The following is an 18,169-nucleotide window of genomic DNA, read 5'->3' as shown; positions in this document are numbered from 1 at the left end:
ATTCATTCCTTGTTTACGTTGGTGATTAAATTATACACAAGTTAGTGGCATTAGGGAATGAAATAACCACTCAGTCTGAAGTGGTTACATGCAATGGGAACCTAAATAAATACACTCTCAGTATGTGCCTCTACAACACCATTTCTAACAACAAAATATTCCATAAATTATTACAAGAACTGCGCATTGCGTGGCCTTTTTCTATTTAAGAAAGGTAGTTATGAGTCGAAATATCAGAAATACATGAACTCCCCGAATATCTATGGTAAAGGCTGACCGTAGTTTAGAAGAACGAATAAAAAAATTAGAAAAACAGCTCACTGAAATGCAAGCAGCGATGAGCTGTAAATTAGTATCTAGTATTGACTCTATCAATATTTTAGAGCTAAAAAATATTGCTTGTCGGATAGGACCACTTTAGCTACTAGAGCAACTTGCTCTGCTACAAGTAAATATTTATTCAATTCGAAAGTCTTGTTTAGAAGTTGAAATAACTACTATTTTTTATCTTCGTTTGCTGGTGGATAGACTGGCCCCTTAGATCTCCAGACAGTTGGTATCACTTAAATTAGTGATAATCTTAATACTAGTTTTTAGACTAGTTCTTGGAGATAACATGATCGAGATATTAGGTCCTGAACGCAGAAAACGACGTTCCCCATAAGAAAAAATGGCCATTGTTCAACAAAGCTTTGAGTCAGGTATGAGTGTTTCCATGGTTGCTCGACAACATGGTGTCGCGGCAAGCCTGCTTTTCCTTTGGCGTAAACAGTATCAAGAAGGAGGCCTGACCGCGGTAACAGCAGGTGAACAAGTTGTTCTTGCCTCTGAGCTAGCCTCTGCAATAAAGCAAATTAAAGAGCTACAGCGGTTGCACGGCAAAAAAACAATGGAAAATGAACTTCTTAAAGAAGCTGTCGAGTATGGTCGAGAAAAAAGTGGATAGCGCTCGCGCCCTTATTACCCAAGGATGGAAAATAAGCTTAGTGAGCCGAACCTTATGTGTATCACGAGCGCAGTTATACGTTCTAGCAAAACGGAAAAGTGATTGGAAAGATAAACGAGGACGACGCCCTCAAGATGATAGCGATGCGCTTGCTCGTATACACAACGTGATTGATAAGCTGCCTACGTATGGTTATCGCCGCGTCTGGGCGATGTTATGTCGGCAATCTGAGGATGAAAATATCGCGATTATTAATGCCAAACGTGTTTACCGTATCATGAAGCAATCAGCATTATTACTGGAACGTAAACCCGCAATCACAGCCTCGAAACGAGCTCATACAGGAAAAGTAGCGGTGAATAAAAGCAACCAACGTTGGTGTTCAGATGGTTTTGAGTTCCGATGTGATAATGGTGAAAAACTGCGCTTCACGTTCGCTTTAGACTGTTGTGATCGAGAAGCCCTTCATTGGGCAGCTAGCACGGGAGGCTTTGACAGTGAAACCGTGCAAGATGTCATGATGGGTGCAGTGGAGTATCGCTTCGGTAACGGGTTACCGACAAAATCAGTAGAGTGGTTGACCGATAATGGTTCAGCATATCGAGCCCATGAAACGCGCTGGTTCGCTAAACAAGTTGGTTTATCCCCTAGACATACGGCGGTACGTAGTCCACAAAGTAACGGTATTGCTGAAAGCTTTGTAAAAATCATGAAGCGAGACTACATAAGTTTAATGCCAAAACCTAATGGATTAACGGCAGTAAAGAATCTTGCGGCAGCCTTCGAGCATTACAATGAATGGCATCCTCACCGTGAACTGGGTTATCGTTTTCCGCGAGAGTACCTGCGGCGTCGAACTCATAATGAAATAAGTGATAAAAAGTGTCTGGAAATATAGGGGCAATTACAGTGGATTTCTGTTAACTAAGCATCTGAACACTCTGTAGGGAAAATATTTATTCTTGGTTTGTTGATTTTTGCTGCTGATGTTTATGATATTAATGATTTAATAGGGAGAAAGAGACTAATATCATAAAAATATTGCTGGAGAATAAATGATGTTTAGCCTAACAAAAATAACGAAAGCAGATTGGGATTTTTTTAGGAAGTTATATAGCGACGCTGGAATAATGAGGTTTATTTCTGACCCGCTAAGTGATGAGCAAATTAAAGATGCCTTTGAAGGCCGTCTACCAGAGTGGGACTTGGAGTCTTCTCATTGGTTATGTTTAGTGATCAGAAGAGAAGTTGACGGGATTCCAATGGGGCTAATTGGCTTAAAGATGGTTCGAGAAAGTGGTAAGCCAGTGGCTGAGGTTAGTTATATGATAGCGAGTGAGTTTTCAGGTATGTCTTTAGCAACGGACTCATTAGCAGCCTTATTGGCATTACCTGAATTATCCGCCATTTCACGGTATCAAGCTGTGGTTACTGGCGGAAACAATGCATCAGCTCGAGTTCTGGGAAAAAATGGATTTACCCTTACAGAAATCATTAAAGATAATTACGCTATTGGCGGAGTTTTGTTCGATGACTGTATTTATACATTAGAACAATAAATAACAATATAAAATCATCTATCAGATAGCTCTGAGTGCCAAGTTAGTTTAATTAGCAATCAATTACAAAGGTTACCTAGTGTGGCCTTTCTTTGTAAATAGTCACAGTAAATCATCCACATATAGTTTAATTACTGCAATGATCTTGCGGATGGCTACTTATTAATTCAATAAACCGGAACACTCCGCAGGGTGGGGATATGCGTATGCATGAAAAAAACTCAAGCCCTTTTTCCTATGCTCTCGGAGTAATTACTACAGCGGCAGGAGCATTATTCCTAGGTCAATGTGCGCCGATCTCCAAAACACTAACCGAACCAGTACCACTACTGCCAGCACATTAACTTATTGCCAAGCGGTACTATGGATAACTCTTTGTTATCAGCTTTAGATAAAGCTAATGAGCAATTAAAAGGCATTCGAGAGATTGAAGCGACTAGAAGCAATAACTAAAAGAAGGAAAGCATCATGTTTAATGATTCATATGTGTCAGCTTTCCTTATCCTCGGTATTGTATGTGCGGTGCGCGGATGGGGAGTCATTGAAGGTCTGATTTATCTCTGCTGCAAGTGGATGTTTTAGACAAGAAAGCAATATGGGAAATAGAACAACAACGAGCCTCCAATTAGGGTGCTTTTTAATATCAATAGGAGTACTAAATGTCTAACCCAATTATGAAATATTTTGAATACCAACATTTACTCGCTCACTTACAAGAAGTTAGTAAGCCGATTGGCGATCTATCTAAGCAGATGGGTGCACAGTTACCTGATGATACTGAAAAGTCAGTAGGGCTTCGCAAGTTACTTGAAGCTAAAGACTGTCTTTTTCATACAAAACTAGGTTAAATTTCCATTTAACTACTTCTTAATACGAATAAATAGCGTATAGCGGCTCATTGGATTTCGACTGTCCTCCTCAAATGTTTCATGCAGTATTACGATGTCGCCTCGTTTAAGGCTTAGCTTTGGATCTCCCACTGATAAAGATTGTCGATATTTTTTGTCTTTATATTGATGACATCCCTTATCCGCGCGGCCAGAGGGCCTTGTATTAATTATTTTCCCACTAACTAGAATAGATATTTCCTTGTGGCTACAAATATTTTCATCCATATCAAGACAAGACGTTTGTGCGGAAGTATTTTCTAGAATATTAATATCCAGATTGCATGAGTTGACATATGAAGCACATGACAATTGGGGTATTGATATTAAAAACAATAGTAGAATTCGTTGCATCATAGATCTCTATGGTTAGCATGTGTTTATAATTATTTATAATTATTTATAATTATTTATAATTATTTATAATTACCAGTTAGTTTTGTCCTCTGTTGTTATAATTAGAGGCGATTTAAGATGTTGGAGTGGAGAGAAAAAATAGACCCACGTGTCTAATGAGGGTCTGAATTATGGGCTACAGTATGTCTTATTATTATGCCTAATGAGTAGGTGTACTACATGAGTTAGTCAACAGTACATTACTGATCAAATAATAGCCAACTTATATTTGTAAAGGTTTATAGTTATCAGCTGATCACTGGTGGTTTTTTCATTTAAGGTAATTGATAAAAAGTGTCTGGAAATATAGGATCAAATACAGAATTGTATTAACACTAGAATAAATTAACTCTTTTCATGGGTTTGAACAAGAAGGAGGGTAATCATCTTATAGTATTGGAGTGGGGATCATTTTTGCTGGTACTGAAATCTATTATGAAGGTTTGATTGCTTATTTAGGCTCGGAAGAACATGGCGCTCTGCAACTGGAGGACTAAAGATAAAAAAATAGCCCATCATGGATGAGCAAATAATGCAGTAATTTCACTATATCCTTGTCACGGGATAGTAAACAATGAGTTAGCATAAATCTTATTGTTATTCCCAATGACACTGGGTGTACTGCATGAGGCCAATGACAATACGTGTTTATTCAAACAATAGCTATCTTATATTTGTAAATATTCATAGCCATAAGCTAATCGTTGGTAGCTTTTATTTATGAATAAAGTCATGTGAAACAAAGAAAAAACAAGAGGAATTGACTCGATAAAGATTAAAAAAAAGCCTACTTTGTGAGTAGGCTAAAGGATAAATAATTCTTAATAACATACTTAAGTTAACAATGACGAATGATACATATGAAAATGATGAGATATTGTAATAAAGAGTAATAAAGAACGAGTACTCTTGCATTTACTGGGTCATTTTTAATGAAAAAAAGCTTACACAGGAGTAGGCTAAGAGATGTTACTTCATACAATTGAATATCATTTTAAACATAATAGGTGTTTTAAAGTATGCAAATTATTTCTAAGTATTTTAAATTGATAGTCGATTAAGTGTACAATGAGCCTCCATTTGGTGGCTTTTTAGTAGCCAGATATTGAATAGCCCTCTCAGCAGCCTTTAAGTTGATATGACCAATCATTAATAATTTGAAATATTTAGGTTTACATCTACCCTTTAAGTACTCATAATTAGTGTAACTAACATTGGTTTTTTTAGCTATATTATAGATTAGTTACGGTGAATAAAAAATTAGTAAGAGTAAATCAGTTAACTTACGAAATTTAATCTATTGATTAAAGTTATATAATTAGCTAAATCAATTAGATAGTTATTTCAATTAAATTACTCTGCGATGGATAATGACATTCAGAGGTTATTAACCAAGTAAAAGTATGGCTAATGTGTTATAGTGATTTAAATAATTATACCCCATTGCTATAAAAAGCAAACCTTGCATTCGCAAGCTTTTATCTAAAAAATAGATGTGGTATCTAAAGGAATCGTTTCCTAAGGAATTACCTATGTATTTATCTGCATTATATCATCGTTTTTTATCATTTACAGAAAATGTGTTAATTATAACGGTATTACTTCTGGCTACTTTTGCACTTGTATACTGGATGTAAAATTATTTGACAGTTAGCTAAAACTAAATGAGTAATGAGTTTTAACAACGCTGAGATTCGAGGACTAATTTATGGTGGAAAAATATTGGTATAGCACCTTTGAAAAATAAAGGAGAGATAAATGAATTATTATATTCAGACTATAGTTGAACCACTGGGTGGTTATAAAATACATAAGGTTGGATGCAAGAATATGCCTATAGCTGCAAATAGATTTTACCTTGGTAACTTTTTTAATGCTATGCAAGCGATTGAAGCTGCTAAAAAATCACGCTATAAGATTGTTAAGATATGCTCTGATTGTATAAAAAATAGAATGAAACACTAAATTATAAGCAATAAAATTAAAAAAACTGTAGATTTTTTACATTTATTCCAGTAAGACAGGTGCTAACTCAGAGAAAAAGTCGTCATTTTCAAAATAATTTCTTTTTTAAGATTTGTATTGAAAAGGAATTCGTTAAATAATAATTTATCTTATAAGTGGAGTGAAAAATAAAACTTGCTATAATCGGGGGGGTGTGGCTTAATGCCCTTACTGTTTTGGACGTACAAACCTATTTATGTTAGTCAGTTTCAAGTTGTTCACCATTTAGCGTTATCCCTGATATCACTTCATCGCGAATTCCTTCTAATTAATTCCCATAAGTAAAAATTGAAAACAAACGCTATTATGCTTTATGGCAAATATTAAATAATTAAAGGAATTTCTATGTCTAATATATTAACTGGTTCAGTAAAATGGTTTAACGATGATAAAGGCTTCGGTTTTATTACTCCAGCAGATGGTAGTAAAGATGTATTTGTCCATTTTTCTGCTATTCAGAGCGATGACTTTAAATCGTTAATTGAAGGCCAACAAGTCTCATTCACCATCGAGAATGGAATGAAAGGCCCTGCAGCTGGAAACGTGGTGACACTATAAAAATCTATTTGTATTTTAAATGTCCTTGCTGTAGTGGATCCCAGTATAGAACTTCACAGTTTGATGTTTCGGTCAATAATCCACATGGTGCAAAATGTATCTTTTGTAAAAGTGTCATGAAAGCTCAAGTTAGCTGATAAATAATTTGATTCATATTTAAATCTCTTTTTAATGAGGTTTTATCGCATTAATCGTATTTATTTAAGCTGACGTGGTATGCTTGTTTGATAATTATACCCCATTGCTATGAACAGCAAATCTTGCCTCTGCAAGCTTTTATCTAAAAAATAGATGTGGTATCCAAGGGAATCACTTTCCTAAGGAAACACGAATGAAAAAGCAAACATTTTATAGTCGAGTTCTAAGTATCTATAAAAAAATTCTCATTGTGGCTGTACTAATTATCGTCGTTCTTGGTGTAATTTATTTGTTCGATAGTTCATCATGGAGCCAGCTCGGTGGTGGATACATTTTCCCTAAAAACTAACACTAATCAAATGTAATAGCTTTTCTAAAGTATTATGTTGTTGTGAATAAAGATCCTATTAACCAGTGTATGCTCTATGTCATGTTTTAAAGCGAGTAGTATTCTTAATTCAGTTCTTATAGTAATTAATTGAAAAATTACAATTCTCTGAGTGTTAGCAATTTAAAGTATCTCATTACCATAACTCTTGCATTTACAAAATATTATCTGAAAGGTAAGTGAGATTTCTAAGGTATTATTTATGAAATGGTCAAATCTTTATCAACGTATTTTGAATTTTTCACAAAACATGCTTGTTGTTCTTGTACTGATTATCATATTCATTCTAATTATTGCATATATTATAAATTTAGCTAAATAAATTTATTCCACCATTAACTCAATTGGAAGAGTATTTAGTCCTGACAAAACTAAACGTCGAGGTTCGAGGCCTCGATGGTGGTCCATTTAAATATTTAATGATGCTATATTCTTAATGAGAAAGGTTAAACTCCTGAGGAGTTACCATGTCAGGACTAAGTCAATCAAAATTAATATGTAGAGTGTTGCAGTGGATTAGCAGTGCTGCGCTGATTTTACTTGCTATTATATTAATTTCTTTTTTAATAAAAGAAACTATTATTTTATCGAAGCTACTATTTTCCGCTAGTGATTCCATTTCGATTTATTTGCTGGTCGATGAGCTTATTATATATTTTCTATATTTTGAATTTGTTGCTTTGATTATCAAGTACTTTCAGTCAAATTACCATTTTCCATTACAATATTTTATTTATATTGCAATTACAGCAGTAATTCGGCTTATTATAGTTGAACATAATGAACCTCAGCTTTTTATTATTTACTCTGTTTCAATACTAATACTTATTATTGCCCTGTACATTGCTAATGCTGATAGACTTAAACCCAAAGAATAAAAATTGTCATAAGGTGGCTACTTTTATCTTGAAAAATATTTAACTAGTTATATTTTATTTAGCACTATTTTAGTTAACAGCGTAAAAATTAAATTTCTTTTATAAATATAATGCTGTAGCAAGAATAATTTTTTCGGTGTGGAAATATATAATTTTTTATAAATTATGTTCTATAAGGAATTTTTATTATTCTTTAGGTGGTATTTGTTATCAAAGGCTAACTTCATAGTGATAATGCATTTAAAACAAACGAAATTAGGTAATAATTGTCTAAACTTAATACAATAAAGAGGGGGGAATTATGGCTGATAGTAGAACAAGTGAAATAATGATTGAAATCGGATATGCAACCGTCAAGTTATTATTTGGAAATATGATGGTATTTAAGTCGACACTAGTGAACGAGTTAACCGAAAGGATGGTAGCATCAGGAGATGATGAATATAAAAAACTATTGAATGAGTCCATTGAGTTTTTGCATAGAAATGTTGATTAGATTGAAAGCTATACAAATCTTATCAGGGTATTATTTCAATAAGGTGTTAGTGTTGAGTGAATACACAGAGGTGATTATGGACACAGATAAAGATGTAATTTATATACGGATATGCCAAGTAGTTGGTAGGGCAGTTATGTTGCTAAATGAATCAAAACATAATATCACAGGAGAGCGTATATCTGCGATTTTAAAAGAGCAGAGAGAAAGTGAGCAAGACAAATACATGATTGTCATATATGGTATAGCAATTGATTTAATGGAATCTAGGCGACGCTGTACTTAGCTTTTAACCATTTAACAATGAGTTAAGCACGATGAATAAGAATATTTGAGTACATTGGTAATATCTAAAATACTAGTTATAGCTGCTGAATTAGTAGTGTTCGGTTATAAAATCTACAAGGTACTATGAGATAAGAAGTGCAAGCAAGGGAATGCTGAAAAATAAATATTCTAGGGAATGTGATTATAATAATTAAAAATTTTTCATAAAACTTTCTTACAATAAGTTCCCCGACTAGCTATATTTTGCATATAGCACTGAAGTACAAGACAATCATACTCCTCAGTTTTAGATAGCCAACGAATAGTCTATATAAAGGACATATTTATAAAAACCATAACATTTTGAATTTAAAGGTTTTTATGCTGGCGGAGTCTGAATTCGTCGCTTAACTAAATGATTTTATAGTGCTAATGTTCAATTCAACTTTGAAAAAGTGCCTAATAAGGTGCCTAAAAATATTTTGATTGATTTTTGGATACTAAGATTGATTAGGTATCTGTACAGCATTTTAGGTATTTCATTAGTTAATAGGGGAGGGGAATAACTACATTACTTCAGTTGCTGATATTGTATTCAGTGCAGTAATGATAGAGAAAAATAAGAAATAATTCCACCTTAGCCCTTTCAATTATTATATTTTCTTGATTTGTTAGTAGCGTTTAGTTTTCTTATGTCAGCCTGCGATATATAACCAACCTTTAGTGGTTGCTCTATACATTTGACCACGTCCTGTGCCTAAACCTCGACCTTGTTGCAAGAAACAGTAAGCACAGAGATTTGCACCAAAACCGCCTAAGAATATAGTATCTACCATGAATTTTAGTAGTGAGAATGGATAGTTACATGAGTCACATTTGTTAATATCACCGAGCCAGTATGTTTCAGTTTTTTTTGTGTTTTTTTCAATTAGTTTTGAGATGTGTTGTTCTGCATCAATATGCAAGTAGTACTGTGCAATTATTTCAGCGAATCCACTATCTACGGCCATAAATTGTTTAGCTAATTGTATTGTTTCATTTTCATACTCAGATACTAATTGGTTGAGTGAACGAACTTCTCCTTTTATAGGGATAATCGATGAACCTTGAACACGTATGCGCTGAGATTTATTAGCATTTACCCTTAAGACTGAATAAGATAAACCGAGGTCAAGCATAACATCATGATTTATAGTTTTATTTTCACCGAAATGACAGGCTGTGAAATAACCCAACATCTCCCCTTCAAAATGATCACCTATAATTTTATTAAAATCTGGCTGACGACCATTCCATTCAACAATACCAATAAAACGTTCAAGATTTCCTTCACATTCAATATCAACGTTAAAAGTAGGAGTGTAAGCTGGATAACCAAAAACTGAAGCTGCAATAGAACGTAAAATATCTTCAGGATTAAAGGCTCGGACGGCTATTTTTATATTTCCTTGCTTGTTTTTAGCATAATGTATTAATTTATGTACAGCGCCTTGCCACGTTTGGTTATAGAAAAAAACATTGTTGACCCCTTTAGCTAATGCCTTCATTTCTGGAGGTGAACTGGTATTAGCTATAAAATCCAAAAGAACAGTTGATGCCCCATTATAACCACGAATCTCTTTTATGATAGTATCATCATCTAACCATTCATCATCAAAACGGCCAAATCGATAGATTTTGATATTATTTTGAGCTCCTTCTTCGAACCAACCATACCCTTTTTCTAGCGAAGATATTTCTGCAGTATCAGCACCAAACTGCCGATGAGGCATTCCATATGTGCCAAGCCAGACCTCATCAGATGCTTCCGCTATTTTGTCATCAATTTCAGTTAGTGTTTCTAGATTTTTTTCAAACTCAGAAAACTGTATTTTACTCGAGTTTTTCTTAATAAGTTGAAGATATTCTTCTAAAAGAAGCTCTCGTTGCGCAAAATAGATAAACGAACGTCCTGCTAATGATTCACTCGTTGCATTACTTTTTATCAATACGAAATCTTTCAACCCTGAATTTTTTATTTTAGTTTCAATTAGAGGAATCGCCAGTTCAGCTGCCCCTTCATTCGGAAATCCCCATAGAAAATGTCTTATACCAATTTTTCGTTCAGCAGAAGAAGATGTAATCAATACTGGAGTGATTGATGTAGGGATACCTTGCTCATTGAGATTTATTTTACCAACTGATATTTCAAAAGGTGTATCAGAATAAAATTCTGAGACAGGCGATCTTAATTCGTGCCATTGAACGGATAATAGTATTAAACGGATTTCCTCATTTTTTACGAGTAATCGTGAGCGTATCAGTGATACATACTTATACAATTCTTGTATGGCCTCTCTTGCAGCAGCATTAGTTCGTTTAATTTCGATAATTACTAATTTTCCTTTGGAATCGCGTGCAAAAATATCAAGAAAACCTGCGGCACCTTCAGTATTTGGTAAATAATATTCTTTACCAATAAATTCTAATGATGGTTCAATTAAAGATAGGTTTTCAGCAATATAGTCACGTATTTTTGCTTCTGTGAGTTTTATTTTATCCATTAATGTTCACTCATTTAGTTTGTTGGTTTTTAATTTTTGTTTATAACAGATGTATACTTTTCTTAATGAAGATAAAGGTTTTTCTTAGCGAAGAAAATTAGTGTCTAATTTTGCGTTCAGTATAACATTATGTTTAAAAGAATTAGGGCGTAGATACAATAAAATCGTAATATATTGATTAACTTAAATTAGTGATTATAGGTCGAGAGATACAGAAAGAGATGACGCAAAGTTCTTTAAAAGATTTTGATCTAAAGGCCAATCACGTACAACTCTACTTCTGCGCTCTATTATTAACCACCCAGTGAAAATTGAGATGCTTTGCTTATAAAATGGGTCTTTAGATGAATTAGCTTTTATTACATTAATTAAGTCATGGCTGTTGCTTGTAATCAACTTCCTTACTCTTGATTGAAACCTACTTTCGAAAAGGTCTTCGAACGTATCTAAAATGACAAAAGATGATTTTTGAAAATCTATGGGTGGTGATGATATAAATTCTTCATAAAGAGCATTAAGTACTGATACAATATCATAATGTTCTGCTGGTCCTTGTAGACTTGTACTCACTTCTTTAAAAAAACCATCCGTAGTTTCAATTAGGGCCATGCTCTTAGCAACGGTCCGCTGAATCTGCGGTTTAACCATTTTTTTAGCTTTGTAAATTGAGTCATGTGTTAACTCTGCATATGCATGCTGTAGTAAGGTTCGAATTTGTATCTCACATGGCGTACCACTAGGAATCTTTATACTATCAAACTCTAACTCTTCTATTGACCTCACCACAAAATGTACTGACTGGTATGTGAACAATAAGGGGGCGCTATTCCTCTCATCATTGAAATGTCGACATTCTTCTGTCAGCCAAGAAGTATCAGTTCTAATTATATTGGCAATTTGCTCCACTTGGTCTACAAGTAGTACAACAAATCGACAGCCTACTTTGTCTTCAATGTCATAGTAAGGATGTTCATACGATTTATCTGGCCTATAAAAGGCTTTGTCAATAAGAGAATTATCGTCTTTAACTCTAGCAAAAGGTTTGATCTTTATGTAATTATTGAGGTTATACCCAAGCGATTCAATGGATGAATTTACTTTAGATATAACAAAATTGCCCCATGCTTTGTAAATGAGCTTTTCGCTATGCCATTTTTTTAGAAACTCAGTTTGATTCACTGTGGTAAGGCCAATTTTTCTTTTATAATTAGTTTAGTCCAACTAACGGAGTTACCGTCGTCGTCACATGTAACTTGCTCCATTGTTACTTTATCTTGAAGTATCTCAGCTGGAGCTAATAAGCGAATACTTTGTCCAAACGATACTCTTTGGATTCTGAGTTTGCTATCAACATGCTGTGTATCTTTTGTAAACGATGTTGTAGGTACACCAGAATCTGCAAGGTGAGTTATAAAATCATCAGCTGTGTCAGCATCAAAGTAAGTCTGTGCGAACTGGTCTGGTGATATGACCCCCGATTTATCGAGCTTTAAGTAACACATTAATGCATTGTTTAATTCATATTTTTCTTCATTTGTTACTTCGAGCTTTTTGATAAAGGTGTTAGCTGCTTCAAAAAAATTTTTAGTATTTCTTGCACTTGATTCTGGATACCCACAACCCAAAAATTTTTCATAAAAGTACTGAGCCGCAGCTTTGCCATCTACTTTGCTGATTTGATTGTCTGATATGGCTACTAGCCAACTATCATTTAGATCAAGTACAGTTGAAGTGCTAGAGTTAGGGTATTTTTCAGCAAACGCTGCAGTTTTGAATAACTTAGTAGATGGCGTCAATAAAGCTTCTTTTACATATTTAAGTGAGATTTCTTTGGTAATTTCATCTTCAATTTTTTGGTATGCACTATAGATATCAGCTTTTATGACACCGACGATCACCTTTCTTTCTGTTGCATCTATTGAGCCAAAGGAGCCTAAAAATACAACAACGATGCCACCTGATAAACTTTTGCTTTTTTGAGCATCAGCAAGCTTATCAGCTAATTCGTATGACGTATCAACAAAGTCTGAATCTGTAGCAGTTTTTAGAGAAGTGAAAAGACTTGGGGTTTTGTCCTCTGCCTGCTCAATAATTTTCATGTCAACAGCTTTTGAATGTGAGCCAAGTGCATCGATCACTCTTTGTTTGAATGTATCTAAAGCTGCAGCATCAAATTTAATAAGGTCTGAACTTTTTTCTGGAGCTTTCTTGGAACCATCATTATTTCTGTTAAAAATTTGATGGATACAGATTTTATCTATTTCTAAGTGAGTTAAATGCATGTTAATCCTATTTTAATCATCTGAAGGCTTTGATGGAGTAGAATTGCGAGATGATGTACGATTGATGTCACGCCATTCACTACCATTGTCTTCCCAAATACTTTGGTATCTTTCAAATAACTCTAACTGCCTATCATGTGATATTTGGCCTACTGATTGCGAGAAGCAAATATCGTTTTTTAGCTGATATAAGTGTAATAGTGTTGATTTTTGTCTGATCCAAAGTTTTTTATAATCAAAAATCACATTCCAACTATTTACAGCTGTAAGTGTAGCACCAAAACAGAGAGCTAAATTTCTTTGATACTCTTGGTAGCCATTAATAGTAAGCCCTAAAGCAATAGTAATTGAAGCGCCAAGTAAGAGAGTGAATATATTGATAATTTTTGTTTTTCTCTTAAGGATATCAATTTTTGATTTGAGGATAGCAATACTATTTTCAACTTCGCTCAAAAGGAACGTATTTGCACTAATGATTTCCACTTATACCTCATTTTTATTCATACATGAAGATAATAGATTATGCCATCAGATAGTAGTGTTTGAAACATCCAACTTAGCCTCATATTAGCTAACTATGCCACTACAGTTTAACAAAAAAAGAAAACTACCAACAAATAGATAGCAGCACATCATTTTATGAAAACAATGTGCTCCCATTTTTATATCCTCTCTCTTCCTGAAAAATGTTCATGCATCTTTTCTGTCATCACCCACAGTGCCTTATTCAGTTTAATATCCCCATCAATACCATTCACCGAACGAGTGAGAGCTCGCTTGCCTTTAGCGTTCCTACCTGATAACCCTCCTTTAATTAAATTTTCCTGCAAGCGTTGATATACAGTCCAAAGATCATCTTTCTTATCCTCCCAGCGACGAGGTTGTAATACTTGTTCCTCGGTAATAGGTTTATGTTCCTCACCAAAGCGATATGTTAAAGCCGCTTGTGCCAAGGCTTGCTGTGCTGGTGGCGGTAATAGAAGAGATTGCATCTGTTCACGCTTTTCAGCTATGGTGTCGAAAGTTTCCAGTACCTCATATGCTCCTTCAATCACCTTGCCAACAACATCACCTTTATGGGGTACACGCACTTCACCAAAGGTATCTCCACAAACTAAACCGTTGGAGCATACAGCTCTAAAGAGTCCCGGCAACATCTGATAGCTACTCGAACCATCATGGCTATTTAAAAGAATAATTTCAGGGACTTGTATACCCGTAATTTGGTCATGTCGCCTAAGTCGTAGCATGTGTTTCGTGTGTTCTCGACGGCTAGCATCACGCACACGAGTCTGGCAAGCAAAGAAAGGATAAAAGCCTTCTTTTTGAAGGCTATCCAATAAGGTGATGGTTGGGATATAAGTATACCGGTCACTTCTGGATTTGTGTTTTTCTTCAGAAAAAACACTCGGTACAGTACGAAACAATTCTTCAATAGTTAACGGTCGGTCACGACGAATACTATTCGCCGCACCAAAGCGAGAAGCTAAGCGAGTCATAATAAATTTCCTTGAAAATAAATAAGATAGGTAAGGCTGAGAGAATAAATTAAGGAAGCAGTTAATCGATAAGATGAAAGATAGCTGAACTTTCAGGATGTTGAATAGCGTAATCACGAAGTTGGTAGAAACGGTCAACCAGTAGTTCACTTTCGGTTCTGAACGACCACTGGCTATACAGCATCAAACAAACAGCAACACCTGCCGCTTCAGAGCTGAGTTCCGCTTCGTTGCCATTATGCATATTGAACAGTGTGAGTTTTTCAGAACTCAAATCGGGATAAATAAATGCGCCACCATTGGATAAGGTGCAGTATTCCCAATAACCGCCAGTGTACTCATCACAGAACTGGCCCATGATAGTGAAAATCACCACTTCAAACGTGGCGAAGCCTTTCACTGTACCAAAGTGGGTTTGCCAGAAATTTGGCCTAGCAGAAAGCGGAACAACAGTAGCTTGCATAAGTGTGTCGGGTTTTGAGGCTGAATAAGGGGATGACATGTGATATCTCCATGTAATAATTGAATAATAAATAGGCTGATGGGTATAAATAAGAATAAAAATGCGTTTGGTAAATAACGTGAAGCAGTGCGTTTAACATTAGATGTCAGAGAGGGGAGTCATTGATAAACAAAATAAGGTAGCCTGCTATGTTGAGCAGGCCATAAAAGATTAAGGTAAAAATAAGAATGATTATTTGAAATTAAATGTCCATGCACCTTGGTTAGTATCAACAGCCACTTCGAGCACATTACAGGGTGTTCCCGCCCGTTTTCCTGTGAAAATACGTTCATAGGTGCTGCCAAAATTCAGTCTAATTGGCTTCCAAGGAAGATACTCTGCATCTTTACAGTTGCCTCGATTAACGATGATTTTTTTGATAACCACGCTATCAACATTGGAAGTAATATACACTTTACTGTATGTCCGCCCTGCATTACTGGGGCCTGATTTGAGTTGAATTGGCGCTTGTTCAGCATAGATAGAAAAAGTACTGAGCCCTAATAAAAGCGCACAAAGTTGTTTTTTCATGATAGAAAACCTATTGATAAAGAGAGAGATAGTGTTAAATGCGATATTTAATCAACGTCTAATAAAGTCGATTGTTTAATATTGAGCCATTTTCCGAATTGGAATACTAAAATACGAATTTCGGTACACAGCCGTTTTCGCCAAAGTAAGGTATAACTGCGGCAGCCCCATCCAGTGTAAAGGTACTCGAAGCAACCCCTTCGCCAAACACGGTGACTTGCTCCTCGCTGCGTAGCATATTCCAAGCCCACTGCACAAATTGAGCTCCAATATGGCTTTCACTTTCGCTCACATTTGCAGCCTCTTCACCTGCGAATTTCATTTCAAGAGATTGGTCTGAATCCATACGGGCTTGTCGCCCATTAATATCAGTAAAAATAATTGTTGCGGGCTGATGACCGTCATCATCACAAGACAGATAAAGCTGAGATTTGCCCTGACCTAGAATGACAAACTCCGTCACTCCTTGTGTTTTGTTACTCGTCCAAGTGTGTGAGTTACCAAAAGCGTGAGTGAATGTCGGTGTTAAAGACGAAATAAAAAGTGCAGAAATAATCAATTTTGTTTTCATGATATTTTCCAATTAGTGATTTTGCCTATTCAGATAAAAGGCTCTAAGACTTCATTAATACGAACAAAAAGTGAGTGCTCAATAAACAACTGATGGCTCTCAATTCTTAATAACGTGACAAATCCTGTGATTTATCGCATTGATTTTTATAAATAAACTTAAGGCAATGATACTTCTGAGAGATTGTATAGCCATCATTTCCGTATGGATAATGAAAAAAACCGATCGGTTCGATCGACAATTTCGATCATGACAACGTAAAATCATTTATCGATAGGTTAGTATTTCAGGGATGTAATTGAATTAACTAAAGAAAAATGACCAGACAGAGCGCGCTACTTGAGCAATATGATGAGTTGTTGATTTGAGGGCTTGTCGAGCGACCTGCGGTAATGGTGCTAAATCAATCACCTGCTCAATGATATCTACGACCGTATCACCGAAAGAGCTACGCGCATGATTGATAACCGTTGCGGTCTGATAGGAGTTGTGTAGATGTGGGATTAAGGGACTACGTGCCTGCTTTGGGAGACGAGTAATAATCGCCTCCACCAATTGGGGAAGGTGATATCGGCCTTTAACAGATATCGGAATGATGGTATCTGTAGAGATATGCATTTGTTTGGCGATAGCGTGTTGCTTCATTGAGATATGAGCCTGCTGCTGTTTTGACGGTTGTGCGGATGCCCAATGCCACTGCTCTATAGGCTCTATCTTATCAACTTGATTCAAAATCCAAGTAATAGCCGGTAGCTCTCCGTTATACTCCGTGAATACTGTCTGATAAAACTGTTCTTCAATGGAGAAAGCACGGTCATCAGCTTTCAGAACCCAAAGCACCATATCGAGTTTAGGTATCCACTCACGATAGAGCTCACGATACTCCTCATCACGCTGTTGGCTTTCTCCGACACCCGGTAAATCAACTAGCGTTAGTGTGTGCTGTCCAAAGCGCAATTTGACCTGTTGGGGCTGCCGAGTACAAGCTTCAACAGCATTGACAGCACAAACTTGACTGCGAAATAAGGCATTACACAGACTGGATTTTCCTACGCCAGTTTTTCCCATGATGCCAATCACAGGCTGATAGGTAACAAGCTGATTGAGTTCTTTTAATAAGGATTGACGCAGTGAACGAGGGTAGCGCCGCAGATGGCGACGAATAAGGGCATAGCCTGATAATTTTTTCATATTAGCCTCAAAATAAATCAGCCATCATAATGGATGGTTGGTGGTTTATTGAGATATCAAGAGTGAGATATCACTAAAATGATATATATCTGAAAAAATTTTTAAAATGCATAAGTATATTTCACTAGGTAATAATGCTCTTGTATTAATTAGATAAAGGTAATAACTGTAAAAGTTTAACGAGTCGCATAGAACTGTTAAGACGAACTGTATGATTTTGGGTAAAGTATGACTTTTCCTTGTTGTATGATGTTAGTAATGAATTTAAATATAAATCAACGCAAGTATTTTCTTGTGGGTTAAGAAATATGTTAAGCAAGACATTAATATTGAAAGATTATAATGAAGTATTTAGAGGAGTAAGTCTTTTTATTTTAAGATTGATTTCCAATGAAATAATTTTATTAAATAAATTTCAATGTAAATACTCTGTCTTATCTAAACTAAATTAATCCAAAGTTAAATTTCAAATTGACTTGCGATTGGGTTTGCGATTTATTACGGCTATCGAAACAAACAATAGGACAAAAATC

At 35.4% G+C, this 18,169-nt stretch carries 18 protein-coding genes and 1 pseudogene; 10 read left to right on the top strand and 9 right to left on the bottom strand.

Features of this window, described 5'->3' with window-relative positions; all coding sequences use genetic code 11:
• Positions 1–670 precede the first annotated feature (670 nt).
• The 10 genes and pseudogenes from AC4IFT_RS06425 to AC4IFT_RS06380 all read left to right on the top strand — a co-directional run bounded on the left by AC4IFT_RS06425 (position 671) and on the right by AC4IFT_RS06380 (position 8,536).
• Positions 671–1,844, top strand: a protein-coding gene (locus AC4IFT_RS06425; RefSeq protein ID WP_490750875.1) for an IS3 family transposase whose coding sequence is annotated in 2 segments (ribosomal slippage) — positions 671–933 and positions 932–1,844 — 1,176 coding nt in all. Because the reading frame shifts where the segments join, the coding sequence is not laid out codon by codon here.
• A 157-nt stretch (positions 1,845–2,001) separates the two neighbouring features.
• The gene (locus tag AC4IFT_RS06420) at positions 2,002–2,505 is read left to right on the top strand and encodes a GNAT family N-acetyltransferase (RefSeq protein WP_490750874.1); all 504 of its coding nucleotides are present in this window, start codon (positions 2,002–2,004) and stop codon (positions 2,503–2,505) included.
• A gap of 659 nt (positions 2,506–3,164) precedes the next feature.
• Positions 3,165–3,353, top strand: coding sequence for a hypothetical protein (locus AC4IFT_RS06415; RefSeq protein ID WP_180312529.1), 189 nt, complete (start codon positions 3,165–3,167; stop codon positions 3,351–3,353).
• Between the two features lie 2,193 nt (positions 3,354–5,546).
• Positions 5,547–5,753, top strand: a complete 207-nt coding sequence (locus tag AC4IFT_RS06410) for a hypothetical protein (RefSeq protein ID WP_490750873.1) — start codon at positions 5,547–5,549, stop codon at positions 5,751–5,753.
• 384 nt (positions 5,754–6,137) lie between these two features.
• Positions 6,138–6,350, top strand: coding sequence for a transcription antiterminator/RNA stability regulator CspE (cspE, locus tag AC4IFT_RS06405; protein WP_490750872.1), 213 nt, complete (start codon positions 6,138–6,140; stop codon positions 6,348–6,350).
• A pseudogene (ymcF, locus tag AC4IFT_RS06400) lies at positions 6,347–6,469 on the top strand (cold shock small protein YmcF); the annotation flags it as partial. The gene cspE and the pseudogene ymcF, both read left to right, overlap by 4 nt.
• 212 nt (positions 6,470–6,681) lie before the next feature.
• Complete coding sequence (locus tag AC4IFT_RS06395) at positions 6,682–6,837, top strand: hypothetical protein (RefSeq protein WP_180312531.1); 156 nt, start codon at positions 6,682–6,684, stop codon at positions 6,835–6,837.
• Positions 6,838–7,343: 506 nt separating this feature from the next.
• Positions 7,344–7,754 carry a phosphate-starvation-inducible protein PsiE gene (gene psiE, locus AC4IFT_RS06390; RefSeq protein WP_180312532.1) on the top strand — a complete coding sequence of 137 codons (411 nt, stop codon included), beginning with the start codon at positions 7,344–7,346 and terminating at the stop codon, positions 7,752–7,754.
• Positions 7,755–8,055: 301 nt separating this feature from the next.
• Positions 8,056–8,250 carry a hypothetical protein gene (locus tag AC4IFT_RS06385; protein ID WP_490732286.1) on the top strand — a complete coding sequence of 65 codons (195 nt, stop codon included), beginning with the start codon at positions 8,056–8,058 and terminating at the stop codon, positions 8,248–8,250.
• 76 nt (positions 8,251–8,326) lie between these two features.
• Positions 8,327–8,536 (top strand): hypothetical protein, encoded by a 210-nt coding sequence (locus tag AC4IFT_RS06380; RefSeq protein ID WP_490732284.1) that lies wholly within the window; start codon positions 8,327–8,329, stop codon positions 8,534–8,536.
• Between the two features lie 676 nt (positions 8,537–9,212).
• On the opposite strand, the gene AC4IFT_RS06375 is transcribed toward AC4IFT_RS06380, so the two are convergent.
• From AC4IFT_RS06375 to AC4IFT_RS06335, 9 genes are all read right to left on the bottom strand, one after another.
• Positions 9,213–11,060 (bottom strand): endonuclease NucS domain-containing protein, encoded by a 1,848-nt coding sequence (locus tag AC4IFT_RS06375; RefSeq protein ID WP_490750871.1) that lies wholly within the window; start codon positions 11,058–11,060, stop codon positions 9,213–9,215.
• A gap of 195 nt (positions 11,061–11,255) precedes the next feature.
• Positions 11,256–12,239: a GTP pyrophosphokinase gene (locus AC4IFT_RS06370; protein ID WP_272691011.1), complete on the bottom strand. Its 984-nt coding sequence runs from the start codon at positions 12,237–12,239 to the stop codon at positions 11,256–11,258.
• A complete protein-coding gene (locus AC4IFT_RS06365; protein ID WP_272691012.1) occupies positions 12,236–13,342 on the bottom strand; it encodes a nucleoid-associated protein in 1,107 nt (368 codons plus the stop codon). The genes AC4IFT_RS06370 and AC4IFT_RS06365 overlap by 4 nt, the downstream gene beginning before the upstream one ends.
• Before the next feature lie 12 nt (positions 13,343–13,354).
• Entirely contained in the window at positions 13,355–13,825 is a 471-nt protein-coding gene (locus AC4IFT_RS06360) for an SLATT domain-containing protein (protein ID WP_272691013.1), read from the bottom strand.
• Between the two features lie 179 nt (positions 13,826–14,004).
• Positions 14,005–14,841 carry a DUF932 domain-containing protein gene (locus tag AC4IFT_RS06355; RefSeq protein ID WP_490750870.1) on the bottom strand — a complete coding sequence of 279 codons (837 nt, stop codon included), beginning with the start codon at positions 14,839–14,841 and terminating at the stop codon, positions 14,005–14,007.
• A 61-nt stretch (positions 14,842–14,902) separates the two neighbouring features.
• Positions 14,903–15,304 carry an antirestriction protein gene (locus tag AC4IFT_RS06350; protein WP_490750958.1) on the bottom strand — a complete coding sequence of 134 codons (402 nt, stop codon included), beginning with the start codon at positions 15,302–15,304 and terminating at the stop codon, positions 14,903–14,905.
• 231 nt (positions 15,305–15,535) lie between these two features.
• Positions 15,536–15,874 carry a hypothetical protein gene (locus AC4IFT_RS06345; RefSeq protein WP_272673619.1) on the bottom strand — a complete coding sequence of 113 codons (339 nt, stop codon included), beginning with the start codon at positions 15,872–15,874 and terminating at the stop codon, positions 15,536–15,538.
• Positions 15,875–15,980: 106 nt separating this feature from the next.
• Positions 15,981–16,445 carry a YfjT/YkfB family phage-associated protein gene (locus tag AC4IFT_RS06340; RefSeq protein WP_490750869.1) on the bottom strand — a complete coding sequence of 155 codons (465 nt, stop codon included), beginning with the start codon at positions 16,443–16,445 and terminating at the stop codon, positions 15,981–15,983.
• A 303-nt stretch (positions 16,446–16,748) separates the two neighbouring features.
• Positions 16,749–17,636: a GTPase family protein gene (locus AC4IFT_RS06335; protein WP_490750868.1), complete on the bottom strand. Its 888-nt coding sequence runs from the start codon at positions 17,634–17,636 to the stop codon at positions 16,749–16,751.
• Between the last annotated feature and the right edge of the window lie 533 nt (positions 17,637–18,169).

It is taken from the genome of Providencia sp. UF-183 (assembly GCF_058246155.1).
Note: the sequence above shows the minus strand (reverse complement) of the source record. Positions and strands in the feature narration are given on the sequence as shown.

What these genes read in the sequence shown, in the direction of transcription:
- AC4IFT_RS06345 (WP_272673619.1), bottom strand. Translation starts at nt 15,874, where the DNA reads ATGAAAAAACAACTTTGTGCGCTTTTATTAGGGCTCAGTACTTTTTCT.
- AC4IFT_RS06350 (WP_490750958.1), bottom strand. Translation starts at nt 15,304, where the DNA reads ATGCAAGCTACTGTTGTTCCGCTTTCTGCTAGGCCAAATTTCTGGCAA.
- AC4IFT_RS06340 (WP_490750869.1), bottom strand. Translation starts at nt 16,445, where the DNA reads ATGAAAACAAAATTGATTATTTCTGCACTTTTTATTTCGTCTTTAACA.
- AC4IFT_RS06375 (WP_490750871.1), bottom strand. Translation starts at nt 11,060, where the DNA reads ATGGATAAAATAAAACTCACAGAAGCAAAAATACGTGACTATATTGCT.
- AC4IFT_RS06335 (WP_490750868.1), bottom strand. Translation starts at nt 17,636, where the DNA reads ATGAAAAAATTATCAGGCTATGCCCTTATTCGTCGCCATCTGCGGCGC.
- AC4IFT_RS06395 (WP_180312531.1), top strand. Translation starts at nt 6,682, where the DNA reads ATGAAAAAGCAAACATTTTATAGTCGAGTTCTAAGTATCTATAAAAAA.
- AC4IFT_RS06420 (WP_490750874.1), top strand. Translation starts at nt 2,002, where the DNA reads ATGATGTTTAGCCTAACAAAAATAACGAAAGCAGATTGGGATTTTTTT.
- AC4IFT_RS06410 (WP_490750873.1), top strand. Translation starts at nt 5,547, where the DNA reads ATGAATTATTATATTCAGACTATAGTTGAACCACTGGGTGGTTATAAA.
- cspE (WP_490750872.1), top strand. Translation starts at nt 6,138, where the DNA reads ATGTCTAATATATTAACTGGTTCAGTAAAATGGTTTAACGATGATAAA.
- AC4IFT_RS06365 (WP_272691012.1), bottom strand. Translation starts at nt 13,342, where the DNA reads ATGCATTTAACTCACTTAGAAATAGATAAAATCTGTATCCATCAAATT.
- AC4IFT_RS06415 (WP_180312529.1), top strand. Translation starts at nt 3,165, where the DNA reads ATGTCTAACCCAATTATGAAATATTTTGAATACCAACATTTACTCGCT.
- AC4IFT_RS06380 (WP_490732284.1), top strand. Translation starts at nt 8,327, where the DNA reads ATGGACACAGATAAAGATGTAATTTATATACGGATATGCCAAGTAGTT.
- AC4IFT_RS06385 (WP_490732286.1), top strand. Translation starts at nt 8,056, where the DNA reads ATGGCTGATAGTAGAACAAGTGAAATAATGATTGAAATCGGATATGCA.
- AC4IFT_RS06355 (WP_490750870.1), bottom strand. Translation starts at nt 14,841, where the DNA reads ATGACTCGCTTAGCTTCTCGCTTTGGTGCGGCGAATAGTATTCGTCGT.
- psiE (WP_180312532.1), top strand. Translation starts at nt 7,344, where the DNA reads ATGTCAGGACTAAGTCAATCAAAATTAATATGTAGAGTGTTGCAGTGG.